General features: G+C 42.3%; 18 protein-coding genes. 3 read left to right on the top strand and 15 right to left on the bottom strand.

Going from position 1 to position 24,927, the window contains the following annotated elements:
- The first annotated feature begins 396 nt into the window (after nt 1–396).
- The 3 genes from BMW53_RS16135 (at nt 397) to BMW53_RS16125 (ending at nt 7,225) form a co-directional block, all read left to right on the top strand.
- On the top strand, nt 397–4,713 hold the full coding sequence (locus tag BMW53_RS16135; RefSeq protein ID WP_074780970.1) for a PAS domain S-box protein: 4,317 nt from the start codon (nt 397–399) through the stop codon (nt 4,711–4,713).
- Nucleotides 4,714–4,824: 111 nt separating this feature from the next.
- A complete protein-coding gene (locus BMW53_RS16130) occupies nt 4,825–5,889 on the top strand; it encodes a mechanosensitive ion channel family protein (protein ID WP_051567868.1) in 1,065 nt (354 codons plus the stop codon).
- 604 nt (nt 5,890–6,493) lie between these two features.
- Nucleotides 6,494–7,225 carry a hypothetical protein gene (locus tag BMW53_RS16125; protein WP_139178211.1) on the top strand — a complete coding sequence of 244 codons (732 nt, stop codon included), beginning with the start codon at nt 6,494–6,496 and terminating at the stop codon, nt 7,223–7,225.
- 980 nt (nt 7,226–8,205) lie between these two features.
- On the opposite strand, the gene BMW53_RS16115 is transcribed toward BMW53_RS16125, so the two are convergent.
- The 15 genes from BMW53_RS16115 to BMW53_RS16045 all read right to left on the bottom strand — a co-directional run bounded on the left by BMW53_RS16115 (nt 8,206) and on the right by BMW53_RS16045 (nt 24,922).
- Nucleotides 8,206–9,525: a citrate (Si)-synthase gene (locus BMW53_RS16115; RefSeq protein ID WP_038559465.1), complete on the bottom strand. Its 1,320-nt coding sequence runs from the start codon at nt 9,523–9,525 to the stop codon at nt 8,206–8,208.
- A gap of 20 nt (nt 9,526–9,545) precedes the next feature.
- Nucleotides 9,546–10,811 carry an NADP-dependent isocitrate dehydrogenase gene (gene icd, locus BMW53_RS16110; RefSeq protein ID WP_038559468.1) on the bottom strand — a complete coding sequence of 422 codons (1,266 nt, stop codon included), beginning with the start codon at nt 10,809–10,811 and terminating at the stop codon, nt 9,546–9,548.
- A gap of 102 nt (nt 10,812–10,913) precedes the next feature.
- Entirely contained in the window at nt 10,914–12,140 is a 1,227-nt protein-coding gene (locus BMW53_RS16105; protein WP_038559471.1) for an isocitrate dehydrogenase (NADP(+)), read from the bottom strand.
- A 293-nt stretch (nt 12,141–12,433) separates the two neighbouring features.
- Complete coding sequence (locus BMW53_RS16100; protein WP_038559474.1) at nt 12,434–14,695, bottom strand: aconitate hydratase; 2,262 nt, start codon at nt 14,693–14,695, stop codon at nt 12,434–12,436.
- 308 nt (nt 14,696–15,003) lie between these two features.
- Entirely contained in the window at nt 15,004–16,479 is a 1,476-nt protein-coding gene (locus tag BMW53_RS16095; RefSeq protein WP_038559477.1) for a phytoene desaturase family protein, read from the bottom strand.
- Complete coding sequence (locus BMW53_RS16090) at nt 16,476–17,219, bottom strand: hypothetical protein (protein ID WP_038559479.1); 744 nt, start codon at nt 17,217–17,219, stop codon at nt 16,476–16,478. Before BMW53_RS16090 ends, BMW53_RS16095 begins: the two co-directional genes overlap by 4 nt.
- Nucleotides 17,195–18,286 carry a glycosyltransferase family 2 protein gene (locus BMW53_RS16085; RefSeq protein ID WP_051567869.1) on the bottom strand — a complete coding sequence of 364 codons (1,092 nt, stop codon included), beginning with the start codon at nt 18,284–18,286 and terminating at the stop codon, nt 17,195–17,197. The genes BMW53_RS16090 and BMW53_RS16085 overlap by 25 nt, the downstream gene beginning before the upstream one ends.
- A gap of 2 nt (nt 18,287–18,288) precedes the next feature.
- Nucleotides 18,289–18,843, bottom strand: coding sequence for a 1-acyl-sn-glycerol-3-phosphate acyltransferase (locus tag BMW53_RS16080; RefSeq protein ID WP_038559482.1), 555 nt, complete (start codon nt 18,841–18,843; stop codon nt 18,289–18,291).
- Nucleotides 18,844–18,913: 70 nt separating this feature from the next.
- On the bottom strand, nt 18,914–19,576 hold the full coding sequence (locus BMW53_RS16075) for a carotenoid biosynthesis protein (protein ID WP_168136416.1): 663 nt from the start codon (nt 19,574–19,576) through the stop codon (nt 18,914–18,916).
- A complete protein-coding gene (locus BMW53_RS16070) occupies nt 19,573–20,259 on the bottom strand; it encodes a lycopene cyclase domain-containing protein (RefSeq protein WP_038559488.1) in 687 nt (228 codons plus the stop codon). Before BMW53_RS16070 ends, BMW53_RS16075 begins: the two co-directional genes overlap by 4 nt.
- On the bottom strand, nt 20,260–20,733 hold the full coding sequence (locus BMW53_RS16065; RefSeq protein ID WP_217642967.1) for a sterol desaturase family protein: 474 nt from the start codon (nt 20,731–20,733) through the stop codon (nt 20,260–20,262).
- Nucleotides 20,730–21,266 carry an isopentenyl-diphosphate Delta-isomerase gene (gene idi / locus BMW53_RS16060; RefSeq protein WP_038559491.1) on the bottom strand — a complete coding sequence of 179 codons (537 nt, stop codon included), beginning with the start codon at nt 21,264–21,266 and terminating at the stop codon, nt 20,730–20,732. The genes BMW53_RS16065 and idi overlap by 4 nt, the downstream gene beginning before the upstream one ends.
- Nucleotides 21,263–22,099 (bottom strand): phytoene/squalene synthase family protein, encoded by an 837-nt coding sequence (locus BMW53_RS16055; RefSeq protein WP_038559494.1) that lies wholly within the window; start codon nt 22,097–22,099, stop codon nt 21,263–21,265. Before BMW53_RS16055 ends, idi begins: the two co-directional genes overlap by 4 nt.
- A gap of 200 nt (nt 22,100–22,299) precedes the next feature.
- Nucleotides 22,300–23,055: a tetratricopeptide repeat protein gene (locus BMW53_RS16050; RefSeq protein WP_083404960.1), complete on the bottom strand. Its 756-nt coding sequence runs from the start codon at nt 23,053–23,055 to the stop codon at nt 22,300–22,302.
- Nucleotides 23,056–23,059: 4 nt separating this feature from the next.
- A complete protein-coding gene (locus BMW53_RS16045; protein WP_139178209.1) occupies nt 23,060–24,922 on the bottom strand; it encodes an aerotolerance protein BatD in 1,863 nt (620 codons plus the stop codon).
- Nucleotides 24,923–24,927: the final 5 nt, after the last annotated feature.

The raw sequence follows: 24,927 nt of genomic DNA, 5'->3' as shown, positions 1-24,927 counted from the left end.
CGTTTTCTTTTCGGATTGTTATCGTAAGGTAAGAAGTTGTTAATTAAGGAACCGCCGTATACGAGAACCGTACGTACGGTGGTGTGAGAGGTCGGGAAATAAAGTAGGAGGAAAACTATTTTATTTTCCTCCTACTCGATCCTGATTAATTCGTTGTACAATTTCTTTTTTTTGTAAATAATTCCTGCACTTACGCTGTTGCGAGCTTCTTCCCCAAAAGAACCAAAAACAATAAAGTCATTGAAAACGAAGTGAAGTAATCTGTTTATCTGTAATTATTTTAACCGGACAACTGCTTATGTTAATAGGGATACATGGCCTGTTTCTCTCTTCGGAAATATGTTATTCATAACTTAATTAGTTTTAGAAATTTGCTATTTTTATAAAAAACAGAATATGGAATTGCATAACACCAATAGCAATCCCGCAAACCAATTGGAACAACTTCGTCGTGATTACGATGAACTAAAGCGAAAATTGGAAAAAAGCATCAGTCAACAAAAGCATATCGAAAAAAAGCTGAACGAAAGCGAACAGAGGTTTGCTGTTCTGTTCAGGAAATCAGTATTCCCGGCAATTGTAACCAGGCTAACCGATGGGGTAATTGTTGACGTAAATGAGGCTTTTGAGCGAGAGTTCGGATTCTCCAAAAAAGAGGTGCTTGGTAAAACTTCGGTTCAGCTCGGTATAAATCCTAATGTAAAAGAACGAAAACAACTGCACGAAAAGATTAGAGAAGATGGTGCTTTGCATCATCATGACATTGTATTATACTCCAAAACGGGAGAAAAAGCTTATTACGAAAGCAACAGCGATAAACTCGTTATAAATGGCGAGGAATACCTTTTTAACACCGTACGCAATATAAGCGATTATAAAAATGCAATTCGGAAGCAGAAAGAAAATTTTGACCTGATACGTATTGCCGGAGAACAGACAAAAATGGGAGGATGGAATGTAATACTGAGTGAAAACAGGGTATATTGGTCGGATGAGGTAGCAGCCATACACGAAATGCCTGCCGGTTATGCTCCATTGGTTGAAGATGGAACTAATTTTTATGCCCCCGAATGGCGCGATAAAATAACAGAAGCTTTTACAAAATGTGTGCAGCAAGGTATTCCCTACGATGAAGAGATGGAAATAATCACTTCAAGCGGGAAACGGGTTTGGGTGCGAACGCTGGGCGAAGCTGTGCGCAACAAAAAAGGGAAAATAGTTAAAATACAGGGTGCATTTCAGGATATTACAAAACGTAAACAAGCCGAGCAGGAACTACGAGAAAGTGAAGCGCGATACAAAGCCATTTTTGAAACAACCGGAACAGCTACTTTAATAGTAGGAGAAGATACCACTATTTTAATGGCGAACAATGAGTGTTTTGATATGTTTGGCTACGATCCTAATCAGCTTGCCGGGCATAAATGGACCCGGTTTGTTGCGCCTGAGAGCTTTGAGCTGATGATGGAAAATCATCGGTTAAGGCGGGAGAATCCGGAGTTGGCTCCTCGAAAATACGAAGTAAAATTGCTAAACAGCAAGGGAGGTAAACGAGATGTTATGCTAAACATTAACATGATTACCGGAACCGGAACGAGTGTGGTGTCGATGTTGGATATAACAGAGCGTAAACAAGCCGAAGATCAGTTGCTGCAAAGTAAAACAAACCTGGAACAATACTTTCATAACGATATATCGGCCGATTACGTGGTCTCCCAATCGGGCGAAATAGTGAGTTGTAATAAAACGTTTTTAAATTTATTTGGCTTCGAATCGAAATCAGAAGCCGAACAGTTTGATATAGCAAACCTGTATAAAAACCCCAAACTCAGGGAAGAAATGGTTCAGGAGCTAAAACAACAGCGTAAAATCGAGAACCGCGAACTGGAGCTAGTTTCAAAAAACGGACGAACCATTTATGCAATGGTAAATTCAATAGGTATATATAACCGCAACAATGAATTAGAAAAGATTAGAGGGTATATTGTTGATATAACACAACAAAAAAATACAGAAAGAAAACTTAAGAAAAGCGAAGAAAAATACCGCCGGTTTTTTGAAGAAGATCTAACCGGAAACTATCACGTAACACTCGATGGGAAGATACTGATGTGTAACGATGCTTTTGTTAAAATGTTAAAGTACGAAAGTAAGGAGGAGCTTTATAAATTAAATACTTCAGAACTATATTTTACCCTCGCTAACCGGGAAACTTTTATTGCCCAACTTCGCGAAAATAGAAAACTACACAATAACGAGCTTACTTTGAAAGCCCGCGATGGATCGAAAGTTGAAGTTATTGAAAATGTTATAGGATTATTCGACGATTCGGGAGAACTAACCGAATTTGTGGGCTACATGTGGGACGTTACTCCGCAAAAAAAGGTACAGCGCGAACTGTTAAAAAGCGAAGAAAGATACCGCTTATTGTTTGCTCACAATCCACAACCCATGTGGATATACGATTTAAATACACTCGCAATTTTAGAAGTAAACAAAGCAGCAGTAAAACATTATGGCTACACAAAAGGCGAATTCCTTTCGATGACGCTAAAGGACATCAGGCCTAAAGAAGATATCCCGGCTCTTTTGGAGGATGTGAAAAATACTAGTGCAGAACTGAATGGGGCCGGAGAATGGAGGCATCTTAAAAAGAACGGCGAAATTATTGATGTGGAAATTACCTCGCATTCAATTGTGTTTAATGATAGAAATGCCAGACATGTTCTTATTAGCGATATAACCGAACGCAAAAGAACAGAAAAAGAGATGCTAAAACTCATGCACGTCGTTAAGCAGAGTCCGGTGTCGATAATTATTACCGATTTAAACGGCAATATCGAATATGTTAATCCAAAATTGCAGGAAGTAAGCGGCTATACATACGAAGAATTAATTGGTAAAAACCCCAGTATTATGAAATCGGGCGAAACGCCCGACAGCGAGTACGAAACATTATGGCAAGCCATTTCTTCAGGTGTAGCCTGGAAGGGGGAATTTCATAACAAAAAGAAAAACGGTGAGTTGTATTGGGAATCGGCCTATATCTCGCCAATAAGAAACGAAAAAAATGAGATAATAAACTATGTAGCATTAAAGGAAGATATTACCGAGCGGAAGAAATTTATTAACGATATGGAGATTGCCAAAGAAAATGCGGAAAGCAATCAACGCCTGTTCGAAACCATATTTGATAATGCCCCCATCGGAATAGCGCTGGTTGATAGTCGTACCGGGAAGTACCTGAAAATTAATCAGAGCAATTGCGATATGATCGGGTATTCTAAAGCCGAAATGAGTACCATGGATTTTATGCAAATAACGCACCCCGATGACCTGGAAGTAGATTTACTGAGCATGAAAAAGCTGAGAAATCGGGAAATTTCTTATTACGACCTGGAAAAACGTTATATCTCAAAGCAAGGCAAAACGGTACACGTTCAGTTAACGGTTGTACCTTTATTGGTTTCTGAAGCCGGCGTACAAACCCATATTGCTATTGTGCAAGACATTTCGAACGATAAAAAGTTAATCGCTCAACTGGAGCAAAACAATACCGAATTGGTTATTGCAAAAGAACAAGCAGAGCAAAGCGACAAGCTAAAATCAGCCTTTCTGGCAAATATGAGCCACGAAATACGCACCCCGATGAATGGGATTCTGGGGTTTACCGATTTACTTTTAACCCCGAATTTAAACGATGCCGAAAAAGAACATTTTATTAAAATTGTGCATAAAAGCGGGCAACGTATGTTAAGTACGGTGAATGATATTGTGGAAATATCGAAAATTGAAGCAGGGATTGTTAACGTTCATTCAGAACAAATTGATATAAATGAAACGGTGAAAGAACTGATCCTCTTTTTCGAACCCGAAGCCCGGGATAAGGGCATAATGCTACTGTTACAACAGTTGTTACCAAACGAAAGAAGATACCTTTTTACCGACAAAAATAAACTGGACTCCATTTTCACTAATTTTATTAAAAATGCCATAAAGTACACCCAAAAGGGAACCATTAAAATAGGCTGCAGAGAAACCGGATCGGCGATTGAATTTTACGTGGAAGATACAGGTATTGGTATTCCGAAACACCGGTTGAACGCCATTTTTGAACGATTTATTCAGGCCGATATTGAAGATACCCGGGTATTTGAGGGCTCCGGCCTGGGACTTGCAATTTCTAAATCATACGCCAAAATGCTGGGTGGAGAAATTAGAGTGGAGAGTGAAGAAGGGTTAGGCTCAACATTTTATTTCTCGTTACCCGTAAAACAGGATGGAGCCAATGGCGCTTATAATAACGGACAAACAGCTAATAATATGCAGCAGGAAAAACCAAAGGATAACAAATTGAAAATTCTTATTGCTGAAGATGATGAAACCTCTTGCCAGTTTCTATCGCTCCTGGTTAAAAACTTTAGTAAAGAAATATTGGAAGCAAAAACAGGGGTAGAGGCGGTAGAACATTGTCGGAATAATAATGATATCGATATTATTTTTATGGATATCCGTATGCCGGAAATGAATGGTTACGACGCAGTGCGCCATATAAGAGAATTTAATAGTGAGGTAGTAATTATAGCACAAACGGCTTATGCTTTTTCGTCCGACAGGGAAAAAGCTGCCGAAGCGGGATGTACCGATTTTATTACAAAACCAATTCAATCCGAGGAGTTGACCAGAATTGTAAAACAGTACTTCGCTATTTGAACAGCCCGGATAACAGGTTGTTACTAAATTTGAAGCGTTTTTGTTTTTTCGATACCAAATGAAAAAGCAATTTGTAATGTTTTGCCTATCGATTTTATAGCTTGCAATAACATGGAAAACATAAACAAAATATTCGATTCACTAATTCAGCCAGGCATTGTACTCGTTCTTATAATCGTTCTACTGGTTGTAAACTCGTGGCTGTTTAAAAAGTTTAAAGCCGCTGCATCAGGCGAAAGTATTGTAAAACGCGCCATTTCGTTTTTTGTGGTTTTTGTTGGCGTGTTGGCATTTATTCTTGTTTTGCCCATCGATAAATCGCTGAAAGGACAAATAATAGCTTTCCTCGGTATTATTATCAGTGCCGGAATTGCCTTAAGCTCAACCACCGTTTTAGGAAACCTTATGGCAGGAGTTATGAATAATTCGATGAATCGTTTTCGGAATGGCGACTTAATAAAGGTGGGCGACTTTCACGGGCGGGTAATTCGTAAAAGTATTTTTCACACCGAGATACAATTGGAAGACAGCAATTTTATTACCATCCCCAATTTGTATATGGCCAATAATCCGGTTAAGATAACCCGAAAAACAAACACGGTTATTTCTGCATCGGTGTCGTTGGGCTACGATATTTCGCGCAAACAAGTTGAAAAAGCATTAAAAGAGGCAGCAACATCTATCGGACTAAGCGATCCGTATGTTTATATAACCGGTTTGGGCGATTTCTCGGTGGTTTACAAAGTTCATGGATTTTTGGAAGACAGTAGCAAATATTTTAGTACCAGTTCGCTGCTAAATGCCAAGGTAATGGATAAACTTCATGCTGAACGAATAGAAATTGTATCGCCAACTTTTATGAATCAGCGGCGTGCCGACGAAACCGTTTTTATTCCGAAGCAAGTGACACAAAAAGAAGAGCAGCCAGATGAAAAGTCTCCCGAAGATTTAATTTTTGATGAAGCGATTAAATCCGAAAAGCTGGAGATAAAAAAGGATTATCTCAACGAAATAGAAAAAAAGCAGGAAGCTTTAAAGGAAAAGCTTAAAAATGCAAATGATGATGCAGAGGAGGCGAAATTAAAGGCCTTAATTCGGAAAAATGATGAATTGAAAGCACGCGTTGAGAAAAATATTAAAGAACAGGCTGAACGCAACAAAGATGCTTCAACATAATTATCGATTATCATAAGGAGAATCGTCACCCTCTTGTCCTGGTGAACTATAAAATTATTTTTCGTATCTTTTGTTCACCAAAACAACACAAGTGCATTTTACAACTATTACATATGCCTATTCAGTGTGTTTTTACTTGCCTGTGGTAACTGAAAACTGCAGAAATGCTGTGCAAAAATGTAGGCTATCGCAGTTGACAGGCAGTGTTTTCTCAAAAAAATGCATCCTTTCGCATGCTGCAACCCATGTTTTTTCAAAAAAGAGGGGCCTATCGCATGCGATAACCAGTGTTTTCTGCAAAGAGTGGCCCCTATCGCATGCGATAGGCAATGGTTTTTCAATAAAACAGCCTCTTGCGCATGCGATAGGCAATAGATTCTTAACGAAATGCTCCCTTTCGCATGCGATAAGTAGTGTTTGCTCAAAAATATGGTGCTTATCGCACTTGCTGAAATCCCTATTGGTACTGATGTTTGGGGCGTTTAACGAAGATTTTCACTATTGTTTAAATGAAATTCCTCCGGAATTAAAATTCAATATAGTATTAATCCTCCCGGATACTTTCCAAGAACGGAATAACCCCCGGGACTAAAATTTATGAATTATGCCATACCGACGTATGCCAGTTTCTATTATCGACAGAACCAAAGTGCTGGAAAAAACCAGCGAAAAAGCCACCAGTACGCCCGCCGATCAATGGGCGATAAGTACCGAAACGCAAACACGGCTCACCACGCTTTACCCGGCTTTTCGACAGGAAATAGCCGAGCGGCAGGAGCAGTTTGCCAAACAAGCCGAGGCTTCCGAAGTGGAAAATGCACAGCAAGTGGTGTTACATCGTTGCGTGTCGCATTTCTTCCAGGTTTTTAATTTAGCTGTTGAACGGGGTGTGTTTAGTGCATCAGATCGTTTGTACTACGGATTGAATGCCAACCAGAGCGAACTGCCCAAACTAAGTACCGAACAAGACCTTACTACCTGGGCACTTAACCTAATAATGGGCGAGCAGAAACGTACACAACAGACCGATCCCGAAGCCGCAGACCCGGTGCCTATGAGTAACCCGTCGGCAGCCGAAGTGCAGACCGAACTAATGCGATACAATGAGTTAAGCAGCGCACAGTCGGCCGAAAAGCAGGCTTTTGATGCCGAAAACAAAGATGTGCTGGATATGCTGCCAGAAATCGACGAATTGATACGTGATATTTACGATGAGGTAGAATTTTACTACCGCAAAGAAACACCCCCCAACCGCCGAAAACTAGCACGCGAGTGGGGTGTGAGCTATGTATCGAGGCCGGGCGAAGAACCCGATGATGAGGTGGTGGAAGAGTGATTCCGCCGCTATACCAGTAAAACGAAAGGCTGTTCCGGAGGGCAGCCTTTTGTTTTTTGGTCTCCCTGCCTATCGGTAACATGTCGTTGCCCTTACGAACAGCGCTTTACTGTTGCCGACCGATGGCCCTGTTTCGTCACAGGGGCAAAGCCCCGGCATTTTATAGCATCATCCGTAAGGGTGATGATTCAAATTTTCAAAGGAATAGAATGTAAAATATTCCCATTTTCAAATGATTTTGCAACGATTTTTCGTTCGGAACAAGCTGACCAATTCTAATCAATTTTAGACGCCGAACGATTTTTTATCGATCTTTTACCCGGCGCTTTGTGTCTTCGTAAACTCAGCCACTCGCACCGGGCTATTGCCTGTCGCCCGCTTCGGGGCTTTAAGCACCAAGGGTGCGTAATCAATAGCCCGGGGGAAGCACCCGCAGGGAGCGCAACCCCGGGGATAGAAGAGAAAAATGACAAAGGCGCAACTGCTACCGGTTTTTGAAATACAACCCTACCTTGCGCCGCATATTAAAAGTCGATTGTAAAGCAGAACTTTCTAAAATAGTTGTGTGTACACCTCCTTTAAAAAAAGTGAGGACGCGGCTGCTTGTCCCCCTTGGCGAAGGGGGAATAAAAGGGGGATTGTTTGATCTGACTTGTTTTTGCATAATGAATCCTCCGACTCCTGCGGAGCCACCTCCTTTAAAAAAAAAAGGAGGACGAGCAACAAGAGGCAGGGTACCTACAAATCCGCCGGATTTTTTGGGGCTTGCTTTTGTTACATAGGAAATTTTATTTAAACTGTTGAAATTGAGTCCGAATGTAGGGTTTACTAAATAAATTGGATTGTAAGTTATGTTGGTGCTACATCCCCTCGCTCGTGCCAATTCCCAATCGGAGTGCAATTAGTAAGCAGCAAATCAAACTTCATAAACAAAAAAAGCCGGTAAAACCGGCTTTCTTAATATCATCTCGTTGCAACTCTTAGCAATCTGATCCTTTTCCTTCAGCTTGTTCTTTAAACCAGCTTAACGGGTGCGATGTTGGGCGCTCAATCGGCATACCGTAAATACGGTCGTTTACCAACGATGCCAGTACTCCCAATGCACGCGATACACCAAACATTACGGTATAGAAGGTGTATTCCTTAATGCCGTAGTGGTACAGCAACGATCCGCTGTAGGCATCAACATTAGGCCATGGATTTTTGATTTTTCCTACCGATCCCAGAATTGGAGGAACTACGCGGTACAACTGGTTGGCCAGGTTTACCATTTTATCGTCTTTAATGTACTTGTCGGCAAATTCCTGTTGTGCGGTAAAACGCGGGTCGGTTTTACGTAATACAGCGTGTCCGTAACCCGGAATTACGCGGCCACTTTCCAGTGTGTTTTTGCAATACTCGGCTACCTGTTCGTCGGTAGGTGTGTCGGTATCCAGTTCTTCAATCATTTCAAAAATCCAGAAAATTACATCCTGGTTTGCCAGACCGTGCAATGGTCCTGCCAGTCCGTTCATGGCTGCCGAATAACAGTAGTATGGATTGCTTAACGCAGATCCTACCAGGTGTGCTGTGTGTGCTGATACATTTCCTCCTTCGTGGTCGGCGTGGATAATCATGTACAGGCGGAACAAACGACGGATGTCTTCCGAGTCAAAACCCATCATATGCGCCAGGTTGCCGGCCCAGTCTAAACGAGGATTAGGCTCAATATGGTTGCCGTTGTGGAACTGACGACGGTAAATATAGGCAGCCACACGTGGTAAACGGGCAATCAGGTTCATTACGTCTTCGTAAGTGGCATCCCAGAAATATTTTTTATTTACACCGGCGCGGTAGGCCTTCTGGAAAGTTGACTCGGTTGCCATAGAAAGGATCGCAGCACTGAACTGTGTCATTGGCTTCGATGTTTTTGGCATCGCATCAATTACATCGAAAGTGTGCTGCGGCACGTGTGCACGTGTTGCCAGGTCGCGCGACAGGTTCAGTGCATCTTCTTGCGATGGAATTTCGCCGATCAGCATCAGGTAAAGCAGCCCTTCAGGGATGGGTTCGCCATCCGGATTTATTTTTGGAAGTTTTTGCTGCAATTCAGGAATGGTATATCCTTTAAAACGGATTCCCTCTTCCGGGTCGAGTTTTGAAGTGTCGGTAACCAGCAAGGGGATACCTTTCATTCCGGTTAATACTTGTCCGAGTTTTACTTCTCCGAGCACCACATCGGCATGTTCACTTTTGAGTCTTTGGAACTCCTTAGCGCACTTATTCGCTTTCTGGTAAAATCTGTACTTAATGTATTCCATCTGTTATTGTTATTGATTTATTAATGCATATTCTTAATTATGGCATCGGCAAACTCCGACGTTGTTAGCAGAGTAGCTCCCTCCATTTGCGCATGCAGATCGCTGGTTACCTTACGTTTAGCAAATACGTGTTCCATTGCATCGTAAACGTGCTCAGCTGCTTCGTTCCATCCCATATACTCCAACATCATAACCGCCGACAGGATCAGTGATCCCGGGTTGGCTTTTCCGGTTCCGGCAATATTAGGCGCTGTTCCGTGAGTTGCCTCAAAAATGGCATAACCACTTTGGTAGTTGATATTTGCTCCCGGCGAAATTCCAATTCCACCCACCATTGCTGCCAGCTGATCCGATACGTAATCGCCGTTCAGGTTCATGGTTGCAATTACCGAATGATCCCACGGGTGCAATAACGACTCCTGTAAAAAGGCATCGGTGATACAATCTTTAACGATCACTTTCCCGGCTTTGCGGGCTTCGTCGAGTGCTTTTTTAGCATCCAGTTCGCCTTTCTCCTTTTTCAGGGTTTCGTATTGTCGCCAGGTAAAAGTCTGTTCGCCAAATTCAGTTTCTGCCAGGTCGTAGCTCCAGTTTTTAAAGGCACCCTCGGTAAATTTCATAATGTTTCCTTTGTGAACAATGGTAACCGATGGCAACTGGCGATCGATGGCATATTCGATAGCTGCACGTGTTAAGCGCTCCGATCCGTCTTTCGAGATGGGTTTTACTCCAAACGACGACGACTCGGGGAAACGAACCTGGTCAACACCCATTTCGTTAAGCAGAAAATCCCTAAACTTTTTCGTTTCTTCTTCGCCCATCATGTATTCGATACCGGCGTAAATGTCTTCGGTGTTTTCACGGAAAATGTGCATGTCAACCATCGACGGGTAACGAATAGGCGAGGGCACCCCTTTAAACCAGCGCACCGGGCGCACGCAAACGTACAAATCGAGCGTTTGGCGCAAAGCCACGTTCAACGAACGTATTCCACCACCAACGGGTGTTTGCAGCGGGCCTTTTATACCGATGAGGTACTCTTTAAAAGCTTCGATTGTTTCGTCGGGCAGGTAACTCCCGGTTTCGTGGTAGGCTTTTTCGCCGGCCAATACTTCTTTCCAGGTAATCTTTTTCGATTCGCCGTAGGCTTTAGCTACTGCAGCATCGATTACACGTTGCGAAGGCAGGCTGATATCCTTTCCGATTCCATCACCCTCGATAAACGGAATGGTCGGATAATCCGGCACTACCAACTTCCCGTTGATTATTTTGGTTTTTTCTGTCATATCAGTAATGTTTCATTGTCATTTCGAAGGAGGTAACGACTGAGAAATCTGTTTCATAAGCGCTCAGAAGCTACAGATTTCTCTCTGCGTTCGAAATGACAGTTAATTCAACTTTGCCTGTAAATTTTCGTCCAACGCTTCCAAAAACTGCTCAGTTGTTAAATAGTGCACTTCTTGCAATTCTTTACCGTGAATAATCAAGGCCAGGTCTTTGGTCATTTTACCCGATTCTACGGTTTCAATACAAACTTGTTCCAGTGCATGTGCAAAATCAATCAGTTCCTGGTTTTCGTCTAGTTTACCGCGGAAAGCCAAACCTCGTGTCCATGCAAAAATCGATGCAATCGGATTCGTTGATGTTGGTTTTCCCTGCTGGTGCTGACGGAAGTGGCGTGTTACCGTTCCGTGAGCTGCTTCGGCTTCCATGGTTTTTCCGTCGGGAGTAACCAATGTTGAAGTCATTAATCCCAACGAACCAAAACCTTGTGCAACGGTGTCGCTCTGTACGTCGCCATCGTAGTTTTTACAGGCCCAAACAAATCCGCCTTCCCATTTAAGGGCGGCAGCTACCATATCGTCGATCAAACGGTGTTCGTACCAAATTCCGGCAGCTTCGAATTTCTCGCGGTATTCGTTCTCGTAAACCATCTGGAACAGGTCTTTAAAACGACCATCATAGGCTTTTAAGATGGTATTTTTTGTTGACATATACAGCGGCCACTTTTTGTCGAGTGCCTGGTTCATACACGAGTGGGCAAAACCAATAATCGACTCATCGGTGTTGTACATAGCCATCGCCAGTCCGTTTCCTTCGAAATCGAAAACTTCATGCGAGATCGGTTCACTGCCGTCTTCCGGCGTAAACGTAATCGTTAACTTACCTTTTCCTTTGGTGAGAAAATCGGTAGCACGATACTGATCGCCAAACGCGTGACGACCGATACAAATGGGCTGTTTCCACCCCGGTACCAAACGCGGAATATTCGAAATCATGATCGGCTCGCGGAAAACCGTTCCTCCCAAAATGTTGCGGATAGTTCCGTTTGGCGACTTCCACATTTTCTTCAGGCCGAATTCTTCCACACGGGCTTCATCGGGTGTAATGGTGGCACATTTTACCCCAACTCCATATTTCCGGATAGCGTGGGCTGCGTCTATAGTTATTTGGTCGTCGGTGGCATCGCGGCTTTCCATTCCCAAATCGTAATATTTCAAATCGATATCAAGATAGGGTAGAATGAGTTTTTGTTTGATGAAATCCCATATTACCCGGGTCATTTCATCACCGTCGAGTTCGACAACCGGATTTTGTACTTTGATCTTTTGCATGGTCGTAATCAATTAATTTACTGGTTATAATTATTTTGTTGTATGTCTTTTTATGTTTTCAGTATGCGGCGAATAGTTGGCCTGAATATTTGTTTAACTGTACCGGATTCGCCTTTTGTACTATTTTGTATTATACCCCGGGCTGAAGCCCGGGGCTAATTATCTTTCCTGTGATGATCATTGAAATAGGAAAATTCAAGGCGTGAACTAATTTGAATACCGGAGTCCCGATTCTATCGGGATGAGGATTTCAAATTTGTGAAACAACGCCGAAGTTTTCATTTCAATGCTTATCACGCGTTTTGTTTTTTGATCAGATTCAATGCCGATCCGGCTTTAAACCACTCAATCTGTTGCTCATTGTAAGTGTGGTTCACTTTAATGGTGTCTTTCGATCCATCGGCATGAACGAGCTCCACAGTAAGTGGTTTGTCAGGTGCAAAATCCACCAGGTCAACAAAGTTGAATGTATCGTCTTCCTGAACCAAGTCGTAATCGCTTTCATTATCGAACGTCAATCCTAACATTCCCTGTTTTTTCAGGTTGGTTTCGTGGATCCGTGCAAACGATTTAACGATTACCGCTTTTACTCCCAAATGACGAGGCTCCATGGCGGCATGCTCGCGCGACGATCCTTCGCCATAGTTATGATCGCCAACCACAATCGTTGGAATTCCTTCAGCTTTGTACTGGCGCTGAACGGCAGGAACTGCATCGTATTCGCCGGTAAGCTGGTTTTTCACTTTGTTGGTTTCGCCATTAAACGCGTTAACGGCACCAATAAGCATGTTATTCGAAATGTTATCAAGGTGACCACGGAAACGTAACCACGGTCCGGCCATTGAAATGTGGTCGGTGGTACATTTTCCTTCGGCTTTAATCAGCAGTTTTGCACCTGTTATATTTTGTCCGTCCCATTTGTCGAAAGGCGATAAAAGCTGTAAACGATTCGAGTCGTCGGCAACATTCACCACAACGTTTGAACCGTCGGCTGCCGGAGCCTGGAACCCGGGATCTTTTACATCAAAGCCTTTGCTTGGCAATTCTTCGCCTGTTGGAAGGTCGAGTTTTACTTCTTCGCCGTTTTTGTTGGTCAGCGTGTCGGTAGCCGGATTAAAATCCAACCTGCCGGCAATGGCCAGCGCTGTTACCATTTCGGGCGATGTTACAAAAGCGTGGGTATTCGGGTTCCCGTCGGCACGTTTCGAGAAGTTACGGTTGAACGAGTGCACAATCGTGTTTTTCTCTCCTTTTTCAGCTCCGGGGCGCGCCCACTGACCGATACATGGTCCACAGGCATTGGCAAATACTTTTCCGCCAATTTTTTCGAAAGTATCAATAAATCCATCGCGTTCGATGGTGTAACGCACTTGCTCCGATCCCGGAGTAATGGTAAATTCCGATTTTGCGATCAAACCTTTTTCTTCGGCTTGTTTGGCAATCGATGCAGCGCGCGAAATATCTTCGTACGATGAGTTGGTACAACTACCGATCAATCCCACCGATATATCCATTGGCCATCCATTGGCTTCGGCTTCAGCTTTCATTTTCGAGATAGGAGTAGCACGGTCGGGAGTAAATGGCCCGTTTACGTGTGGCTCCAGTTCTGAAAGATTGATCTCGATCAGCTCGTCGTAATATTGTTCAGGATTGGCATAAACCTCATCATCGGCATCAAGGTGTTCTTTAACACCGTTGGCCAGATCGGCAACTTCTGCGCGACCTGTAGCGCGTAAATAACGCTCCATACTTTCGTCGTAAGCAAAAATACTTGTGGTAGCACCTACTTCAGCACCCATATTACAGATCGTTCCTTTACCGGTTGCTGAAAGCGATTTTGCACCTTCGCCAAAGTATTCGATAATGGCCCCGGTTCCACCTTTTACGGTCAGGATTCCGGCCACTTTAAGAATTACATCTTTTGGAGCCGCCCAGCCACTTAGTTTCCCGGTGAGTTTTACACCGATCATTTTGGGCATTTTTAGCTCCCAGGCCATTCCTGCCATCACATCAACAGCATCGGCACCGCCAACTCCAATGGCAACCATTCCCAGTCCACCCGCGTTAACGGTGTGCGAGTCGGTTCCAATCATCATTCCACCCGGGAATGCATAATTTTCCAAAACCACCTGGTGAATAATACCGGCTCCCGGTTTCCAGAATCCTATTCCGTATTTATTCGAAACGGACTCGAGGAAATCAAAAACTTCCTTATTAGCGGTTTTTGAAACAGAGAGGTCGGTTTTTCCTTCCACCTGCGCCTGAATCAAGTGATCGCAATGCACGGTTGACGGCACAGCTGTCCGCTTTTTTCCTGAGTTAATAAATTGAAGTAATGCCATCTGCGCAGTGGCGTCCTGCATGGCTACCCGGTCGGGAGCAAAATCAACATAATCTGCTCCTCGTTTAAAGGCAGCTAATTCCTGCGCTGCAAACAGGTGAGAATAAAGAATTTTTTCTGCGTACGTCATTGGCTTATTCAGAATTCCTTTGGCTTGTTTCACCTTCTCAGGGAGTTCTGAATACACTTTTTTTACTAGGTCTAAATCAAACATAAGATATTTAGTTTTTTTGAATATTGTCGACGTATTATTTGTCGCTTTTACTAACAATAAATATCGTGAAAAGTTGACTTAATTCCTATAGAAATTAACTATTACAGTTCACTGATATCGATATATACCGTACATAAATAAACCATAATATAAGTTTTCTATTTGTAATTTTAATCACATAACATAGCCGGGGAGATTTGATATATATCAATATGTGGAATTAATGAATCGGATGAATTGTTACGGTCTGATATTCAGTGTGTTAATTTATGGTTTTGTGCTACATTGATAACCCGAATTGTGTTATGTTATGAAACATGTTGCTGAATGCGCTTAAAAGCTAGTTTTGAGCTGATTATAGCCATCGGAATTCCGGCGCCGGGAACAGTGGAGGCACCAACATAAAAAACGTTCTTGTATTTCTCGTCGATATTGCGCGGGCGCATTATGCCAATTTGGTTCATGTTGTGCGAAAGGCCAAGTCCGGCGCCGCGATGTAAATTAAAGCGGTTTTGCCACACTTGTGGCGTATAAATGGTGCGCGATACGATTTCGTCTTTTATATTCGTTCCAATCCGTTCCGAGAAGTCTTCAATAATACTGTCAACGATCTGATCTTTATCCGACCAGTCTCTTTTGAAATAAAGGTTAGGCACCGGGCAAACAAAAAACAGGCTTTCGCAACCTTCGGGTGCGCAATCGTTATTGTGTTTCGAGAGGACATTTACATAGTAATACGGTTTCTGTAATGTCCCCGGGTCCTTCATTACATTTTCGGCATAGTCTTTATAATTCGTTCCCAGGTAATAGTTGTGATGATTTACCTGTGGTAGTTTGCATTTTAGCCCGATGTAAAAGGTAAGGTAGCCCATTGTCCAGCTCATTTTGTCGAGTTTGGGGGGAGCATAAGCCGGACGTTTAAAAATATTCCCTCTGAACCAGGCTGCATCCGAATTAATAAGGTAACTGTCGGCCGACCACGTTTTTCCGTTTTGATCGGTAAGCGATTGAAGTACTCCGTTGTTTTCTGTGAATCCTTTTATTTCGGTGTTGTAAAGGATTTTTACGTTTTCCTTTTTGAGCACATCCACAAAACCTTCAATAATTTTATACATTCCGCCTTTTACGTTGTAGTAGCCGTCGTGTTTAAATTCGGTGTACGAAAGCAGGCTGTAGATTCCCATGGTATCGAAAGGTGTACGCCCGAGGAAAAAAGCCACTAGCGAAATAATCTGTTGTGCCTGCGATGACGAAAAGTATTTTGTAACGTGGTTCCAGAAGCTTTTGAACAATACCGGAATATGCACCGGGTTTACACGCATTAATGCCCATACATAACCCGCCAGCGAGTCGAAGTTTTGTTTGATTACAATATCAACGGTGTCGAGGAAAAGCGCACCGGCTTTGTCCATGTAACGCTCAAACTTTTCTTTAAAATCGGGTTCGATGTCGGCAAATTGTTCGGCCAGTTTATCAATGTCTTTATACAAAAAATAGGTTTTGTCGTCGCCTCTGAAATTTACCGTGTAAAGCGGATCGAGTTCCACATATTCAAACGGCAGCTGAATGCCACATTCTTTGGCAAACTCCTCAAATTCGTATGACATGCTGAAAAAACTGGGACCGGTATCGAAAGTAAAACCATCTTTTTTTATCTGGTTCAGCCTTCCGCCGGCTTGTTCGTTCTTTTCCAGCATTTCAACTTTGTAACCGTTTTTTACCAGGCGAATTGCTGTTGCCAGTCCACCGATTCCGGCACCTACTATCAAAACCTTTTTCTTCATTGTTGTTTCAGTTTTGTTTTTAAGTCAGGATAAAGTTCGTCTTTAATCCATTTAAAATTGGGTTCAAATTTTAATGCTTTCTCGTATATAACCTGCGCTTTGCCAAATTCGTTCAATTCTTCATAAGATTGTGCGGTTAAACTCAGTAAACTCAGGTAATTCCAATTGTTCTTTAATTCTTCGGGTGAAGTCTCCATTTGCTTAATGGCCAGCAAAAAATGCTCGATGGCTACTTGTTTCGATCCGCCAAAAACAGCCGGCATATAAAAATACGCATTGCCATATTGCACATGGGCAAAAGGGAGTTGGTTGTTTAATTCCAGCGCCCGATCAGCATTTTTAATACACCTGCGTCCAAAGATTGGTGCCTTTATTGGCGACAGGCCAATTTTAAAGCCCCAGAAAGCCGCTTCATACGCATTCACAAGTGCCGGATCAAAGTTTTTATTCTCCAAGATGTCCAGGTTGTTTTCAGCCAGATCGAGGTAATGTTTGGCTTTCTTATCATCATCTTCAGCCAGACAATAACCAATGTAACCGTATTGGTAGTTTACCAGTTCGCTGAGGTAAGCCGCATTTCCTGTTTTGTTTTGCTCCATACTATCGATCACTATTTGCCAATCAATCATGCGATTGCTAATATAGGCCGCATAAATTTTTTCCTTGTTCGAAGCAAAAGCACTTCCCGAAAGGGAAAAGGCTAAAAGCAGTGTAATTATGATATCGTTCTTCCTTTCCATTGGTAGGCTTTTTTTGATTTATTGAGAAATGCTTTTATAATGAAAATACCCAGCACTACTTGTTGAGGAATTGCCAACAGCAGATTTTTTAACCGATTTTGATGGCTGATAACACTAATTAAAATACGAATGCTAACCAGCATGAACAAATAGATAAAAATGTGTACTGTTGGCAAAGCAATAAGAACGGGAATAAATCCCAGTGTGGTAATTAGCCAAAAAAGAACAGCCATTATCCCGGAGTTCCCGAAGAACATAATTACATTTTTTGAGAAGCCGTTTACAGCGTCGCTAAACGAATTGTACATGCGACAGGAAATTGAAGCATTTCCCGACAGACAAGCGATTTGTATTCCATTTTGCTTGAAGAAACGAGCTATTGAGATATCTTCCACTTTGTTATTCCGAAAGTTGTAATGCGGTTGTGTTTCACGATATATTTTGGCATCAAACAGCATAAACTGGCCGTTTGCTGCTGCCATCGACGAAACGGGCATAACCCGTACAAAAATCAAGGGCAACAAACTTAGCAGAATGAAATTCATTATCGGCACCGTGAGGTATTCGCCCCAGGTGTGCATAATTTGTTTGGGGAAAATGGATAACAATCCTAAGTTGTGTTGTTGCACTTTGGCAATTGTTCCGGCGATTATTGCTCCCGAAATTCGAACATCAGCATCCAGAAACAAAAAGTAACTTCCTTTCGCTTCCAGTGCTAATTGGTAACAACCATAGTTTTTCCCCAACCAACCGTTTGGTAGTCCGTCAGAATTGAATAGCTGAAAACGCTGATCTGTTTTTGTGAACGATTCAACAATTTTAGCGGTTTTATCCGTCGATTGATCGTTAAAAACCAGTACCTCAAAATTTTGCCATTTCTGCTGTTGGATATCCTTAAGCAGGCGGCCAATGTTTTGTTCTTCGTTACGCGCCGGAATAAGGATGGAAACCAGCGGACTAAAATCGTTTGGGCAAGGGGGAAGTGGCTGCCTGAAAATTGCATTCAGCAAAACAACACCAAGTTGTGTCGCCGTAAAACCGAATATGATCCACGCTGCAATTATCATTGTTAAATCTCTTTTTTAGCTTGTGTTTGCAAACACTGTTCGTAAAAAGTGTTGTATGCGTTTTCTATTTCATCAACGTTCCAGGCACCGGTGTAATGATGCAGATTGAAAAACGCATTTGGTTTTGCATCGGCGAAATAATCGATGAGGTTGGCCTGAAAAATGATCTGAATATCATTTTTTGTGCGTTGCAGAATCTTTTCAGTTCCCTTCTCGAACACAAATTTGTTTTGATAGATGCTTTTTATGTTCCCCTGTGGAAATAACAAAACCAGGTTCTGTGCATCCGACAATAATTTGGCGGTGTAATCAAAGGTTTCAAAAATTGACTTCGATTGTTTTGTTATGGAAAAGCCACCGGTATATTGGAAAAACCAGTTTTTTCGAAGTTCTTCTTCAAGCATCATAAAATGGTATTTCCGTTTAAACAATTGCTGATTGGTGTACAAAGTCCATATTCCGTCCCACCAGCTCACGTGATTGCAAATCAAAAGAATTGGCAAGCTTTTATCCTGTACCGCGCCATTAATGGTAAACGACTGAAAGTGTCTTTTCATTTTCCAGAGTACATAATTTCTGAAAAACGGGTCGAGGACAAAATTATGTTTTGCTTTTATGATCAAAGTTTTAGTTTAAAGTTAAAAGTAAGGCGGCAAAAAATAAAGCCTGAATTCCAAAAACCACCGGTGCAATCCGGTTTTTCGTATTTATTTTCAACAGCTTGATGACCAGTGAAAAAAGCAATGCCAAAAGAAACCAGGCCACGTAGTTTTGCACCGGAACTGCTGATTCGCTGAACGTCCACATGGAAAGGTTCGGCGCTACTTGTTCCAAAAGCACATCGTAGGTCAGCAATAAAAATGATGCTCCAAAAACTTTAAATAGGGGATTCCAGTTGGTTCTTTCCATTACCGAGTTCGACACATAAACAAGCAGCAGCCAGTTTAGTCCGATAATAAGCGGCGTGTTAAAAAGTTTTATGCCCAATCCGTGACCGTATGTGTAGTGGCCAAAAATACTTCCGGTGTTTACACCAATCAACTCAACCATAAAACTTGCTGCGTAAATGAATATAAAGACCAATATTGTTTTTGCGGAAAATTTGCTGTGAAACAAGCCAACGACCAAGCTACTCAGCAATAAAGCAAAAGGCGTTAAGTGGATGAAAAACGGACGGGTTGAGGGCATGGTGAGTCCTGAAAAACCTACCAGATAAAAAATAATGATGATCGACACAAGGTAGCTGAAATTCGAACGGAAGGATTGTGCTATGTTTCTGATGTTAATCATTTGCTCCTCCATTTTATTAGCTGTTCAATAAGCAGAAAGTTATATAAAATCATGCTAAAAGCATAGGCAAAATCTTCAACAGGAATAGTGAAAACCCGTAATCCCAGGTTTTCGTTGTTGTTGTACCATACTACTTCTCCATTGATATACGATCCGGTTAAAATTCCGTTTACGATCAAAAATGGAATAAGGATGACGATGAAAGTGATAAAAAACGAACGGGGAATTCTGCTGCTTAAAAGTAAAGCCAGCAGCAAAGCAACCGCGAGTTTCAGTGAAATGTAAAACGTGTAGCTTTTATCAATGTTGAAAACGGCTATTAATACGCACAAAACAATTAGTGCTATTGTCAATGCCATATTTATTGACTTGGGTATTTCCAGCTTTGGAAAATATTCCCGGATAGATTCGTGCAGGAAAATACTGGCATAGGGAATAACCACAAAAAACAGGATTTCTTCTAAAGGAAGCGAAAACAAATAAATGCCGGAAAGATATTCCGGGTTAAAACCCCAAATTCCCCGGTTTGTAAAATTCACATCGAAAATGATATACACCAAAGCCACCAACAGAATGGAAGAAAAAACATATTTCCACTGTTTGTAAAACTGCAGTCGTTTATCGAAACTGAGGAGCAAAGGCACTGCGCCGGAAGCCGTAAGTAGTATAAAGTACAATGACATTTATTTCTTTAAAAAACGAGATTGAAAAATCAGTAATCCATAGTTGTCAAAATCGCGAATGTTCTTTCCGCGATGATGTGCCAGGTGTGCCTCGCGAACGGCCCTGAGGTATTTATTTTTTGTATGGGTTAAAAACGGAATGTTGAGCCGTTGGTGGATCATTACATCGTGAATGGCGAAGTAGGTCAGCCCGTACAAACTAATTCCAATGCCCAAAGAAATTAGTGCCGGGATATGAAAGAAGAAACCAACGATAAGAACAACGATTGCCGGAATGGCGTAAACGAGGAAAAAGTAATCATTCTTTTCGAAGCCGGGTTTGTACAACTCGGTTTGCGAGGCGTTTTTTTTGTGGTCGTTTACATGATGATCGCGGTGCCATTTCCACAAAAAACCATGCATCACAAATTTATGGTTCGACCATGCAACGAACTCCATAAAACAAAAGGCTGCTATGGCAATTAGTATATTCACGTTTGTACTTTTAAATGTTCTTCAACGCGCTCGTATATCTTTTTAAACCAAACGGTGTAGTTCTCCGGATTGTTCTTTATGTCCTTTCTTAATTCTTCGAAGTTGATGTATTTCCAACTGGAAACTTCATCGGCATTTGGCTCCGGCTTATCATCGCTGAAACCAATAAAAACACGGTCGAGTTCGTGTTCAGTCAGCCGATTATCTAACTCTTCTTTGTAGGTAAAAGCAAATATTTCCTGTAAGGGCGCCTGCATTCCCATTTCTTGCATTAATCGGCGGTTGGCTGCGTCAATGCTGGTTTCGCCGGGGAAGGGGTGGCTGCAGCAGGTATTGGTCCAAAGCCCGTTGGAGTGATACTTGTTTAAGGCCCGCTGATGAATGAGCCATTCGCCTTTTGAATTGACGATAAACACAGAAATGGCCCGATGGAGCAGCCCTTTTACGTGCGCCTCCATTTTTTCCATTTCTCCAAGTACCTTGTCGTTTTCGTTAACCAGGATAACTTTTTCTATTTTGTTGTTGTTCGTCATACGAGTCTGAGATTATAGAGTGTTTTTGCTTTTACCATGATCAGCATTTTTTTGTAGTTCGGAATGCGCACCCTGTTTTGCATAATTACCGATGCCGGCGTTTCTTTTAATTTATTTAGCAGTAAGCGATAATAATTATAAGCCAAAAGCACCGCCAGTTTCGATTTTCCGGGCAGCATTTTAATGCCTTCGTAAGCCGCTTCAAAATCGGTTTCAATATCTTTTATAATGCGCTTCTTTTCTTCGTCGCAGAAATCTTTGGTGCATAATTCCGCAAAATAAGTCCGGCCTAAGGTTTCGGTGTCTTCACGCAGGTCGCGCAAAAAGTTTACTTTCTGAAAAGCAGAGCCAAGTTTCATGGCAGGAGTCACCAGCTCGTCGAATTTTTCCTGATCACCATCGCAAAATACTTTTAAACACATCAAACCAACTACATCGGCCGAACCGTAAATGTATTGGTTAGCCTCAAGTTTTGTTTTGTATTCTTTTTTCTCCAGATCATATCTCATGCTGGTAAGAAAGGCATCGACATGAGCCAGCGAGATATTGTATTTTTTTACGGTGTACTGAAATGCCTGAAGAACCGGATTCAGACTGATGCCGCGTTTCATGGCATCTTTAAAATCTTCGTCAAATTTATTGAGCAGGTAGGCTTTGTCGTTATCGTGAAAAGTGTCCACTATTTCATCGGCCAAACGAACAAAACCGTAAATGCTGTAAATAGCATCCCGATGTTCTTTACTCAACAAACTCGTGGCATACGAAAAGGAGGTGCTGTAACTGGCTGTTACAACCTTCGAGATCTTTATTGAACAGGCGTTGTACAATCTCATCTACATTCTGGTTTCATGTTCATTACTACTGTAACCTACTAACAAAATCGCAATGCACTAAAATCTCAACAGTCTGATAACTCAGGTACTTCTAAAAATAAAGTATATGCGTATGATTTGCAATTAAACAACGCAGAATAATACCGTTTTGTTTACTAACAGGTAAGTTATAGTAATGGGGGATAGGAAGAAAAGGGGGGCTAGATTCTCACAATACAAGAATCGGGGAGCCATCCCTGGTTACCGTCGGCCAGTTTTATTTCGGTCCAGCTGTCGAGCTGATCGGTAATTTCCAGTTTTAATCCTTCGTAAATCAGGAACAGGTCGGTGCCGGTTTCGCTGGGCGAACTTTTTACCGTAACACGCGGGCAGAAAACGATGGCGGTGTTCCGGTTATTGATTCTGGCTTTTTGCTGTGCTGCGTGAGAGACCGCAAAACCTGACAAAAGCACTGCGAAAATGCCCACCCAAAACGACAGGCGTTTTACGGCAACCGTTTTGCTGAAGAAAAAAGCACCGAGCAGCAACAGGAACAATACAAAGGACGCAATGCTGATGGTTGCCCAGGTATCGGCCGGGTATTTATTGATTACCGAATTTTTCCAGCGCAGGAAAAACGGTTTTGGCAATTCCTCTATTTGAGTTACCACATACTGGTTGGCTACCTGAAGGTTAAAAGCAATGTCTTCGTCGTGCGGAGCCAGTACTTTGGCACGTTCGTAATTTAAAATGGCATTGTTAATGTCGCCGGTTTTAAAATAGGCATTTCCCAGGTTGAAATAGACTTTAGCCGATTCTTCGCCGGTAGCTAAAATCTGCTCGTAGGCAGAAACGGCCTGTTGGTATTCTTCGGTGGTGTAATAAGCGTTTGCTTTCTCCCAAAGTTGCTCATTTGTTTCCTGTGCGAAACTAAAAAACGGAGCTATAAGTAGTATGAATATTAGTATCCTTTTCATTGTTCTAGCGTTTAATTTGTTTTTCAAAACGGCTCATTGTGGTCTCAGCCTTCTTATACAAATCATGGCGTGCTTCTGATCCACCAGCCGGAGCATATCTTGCAAATTCGCATTGGTCAACCACTTCCTCAAAGTCTTTAATTACTTCCTCGGCAACATTTCTGTCCTGCAGTTTTGCCACTGCGTTTTCGCGGTTCAGGTCGGCAACCGGAATTCCCAGTTTGTCGCTCAAATAGCCCCAGAAAGCTTTTAAAATTGCTTCGTGGAAAGCTTCGTTGTTGTTGTGTTTCATATAACCGGCAGCTGCTTTCAGTCGTTTAACAGCAACGCGGTTGGCCTTTTTATTTCGTACCAGTGCAATGTTGGCATTTTCGCGGGCTTTTTTGCGGTACACAAAATACAGTACAACAAACAGCAGCGCACTAATCAGGTAGATCAGATAAAAGATGGTACTTCCGTAGAAGGTGTGTCCTTTTACCTGTAACATCGGTTTGCCTGATTTAATGAAGCGGATATCCTGTCCGATCAATTGCAAGTCTTCTTTACGGCGCGAGCTGATAACGGTGGTCGATTGCTCTTCGGTTCCTTTTTCAACGTGCAGCTTGTAAGCCTGAGTCGATTTGGTTTCGTATTTTCCTGTAGCTGGGTTGAAATACGCAAATCTGATCGGTGGAATTTCATAGTCGCCCTCAAAACGTGGCTGGAAAAGGTACTCAATGGTTTTATTTCCCGAAACGCCATTATCGTTGGCCTGTACATTGTCGGTTGCACGCGGGTCGTACACTTCAAAATCACTTGGCAGTTCCAGTTCAGGCGAACGAACCAGTCGGATATTTCCGTTACCCGATATTTTCATCGTTAGTGTAACCGCGTCGTTGGTGGTAACATTGGTACTGCTAATCTCCGACGAAACATTAAAGTTACCCACTCCGCCCATAAAATTGGCCGGTTCGGTTGGCAGGTCTTTTACATTCACCGAAACGGCATCGCTGGTAACGCGTGCTCGTACTGTACGGTAATTGTCAAAGAAATCATCGAAGAAACTGCGTGCTTTTACCCGCTCACGAATCAACAGTGCCATACTGAATGGCTCGATTGTTAATCGTCCGTTTTGCTGCGGGAAAAGGATGGTCTTTTTCAATGTGCCAACCTGGTAAATTTTATCGTTGTACACCTCGCGGGTGAAGTTTATCTGCTGCGGAATATCAATGTCCTGGGTGTAAAAACCTTCGTAAGTGGGCAGGTTTACTTCATCAAAACCATGCACCGGAACATTCGGATTTACATACAATTTAACGGTGGCAATAATTTGCTCTCCGCGGTAAACGTTTCGTTTGCTTAAATCAACACGAACAAACAGGTTGTCTTTGTCGAGCTCCACATTTTGCGATGCGCCTTGTTGTGGTTGTGTAGCGCCTCCCTGCGACTGCCTGGGTTGTGCCTGTGCCTTTACCACCTGAATAGACAGCTTATTGGATTCAAAAACCTTTCCGTTTACTTCTATCGATCCCGGACGAATTTCGAAAGTTCCTTCTGTTTTGGCACGCAAAATATAGGTGTACGAAAACGTTACCTCGGAAGTTGTTTTCCCGTTGATGGTTTGAATACTGGTTGATTGACTGGTACTCGGCCCCATTAAAATCTGGAAATTGTCGCTTAATCCCGGAGGAAGCTGCAAATTTGTTCCCCTGTCGTTAATTTGAAAGCTAAGCCTGAATTGTTGTCGCATTTCAACGGCGCTTGGTGCCGACATGGTAAAACGGGTTTGTTCGGCCCGGGCTGCAACCGCCGCGCAAAAAAGAAAAATATATATTATCAGTTTTTTCATCATTGTATCAAAGCCTACAAAATTATTGTTTTTGTTCAATTGCT

The organism is Draconibacterium orientale (assembly GCF_900111425.1).
In the GTDB taxonomy this organism is placed as follows: Bacteria; Bacteroidota; Bacteroidia; order Bacteroidales; family Prolixibacteraceae; genus Draconibacterium; species Draconibacterium orientale.
This window is presented reverse-complemented; position numbering and strand designations above follow the sequence as displayed.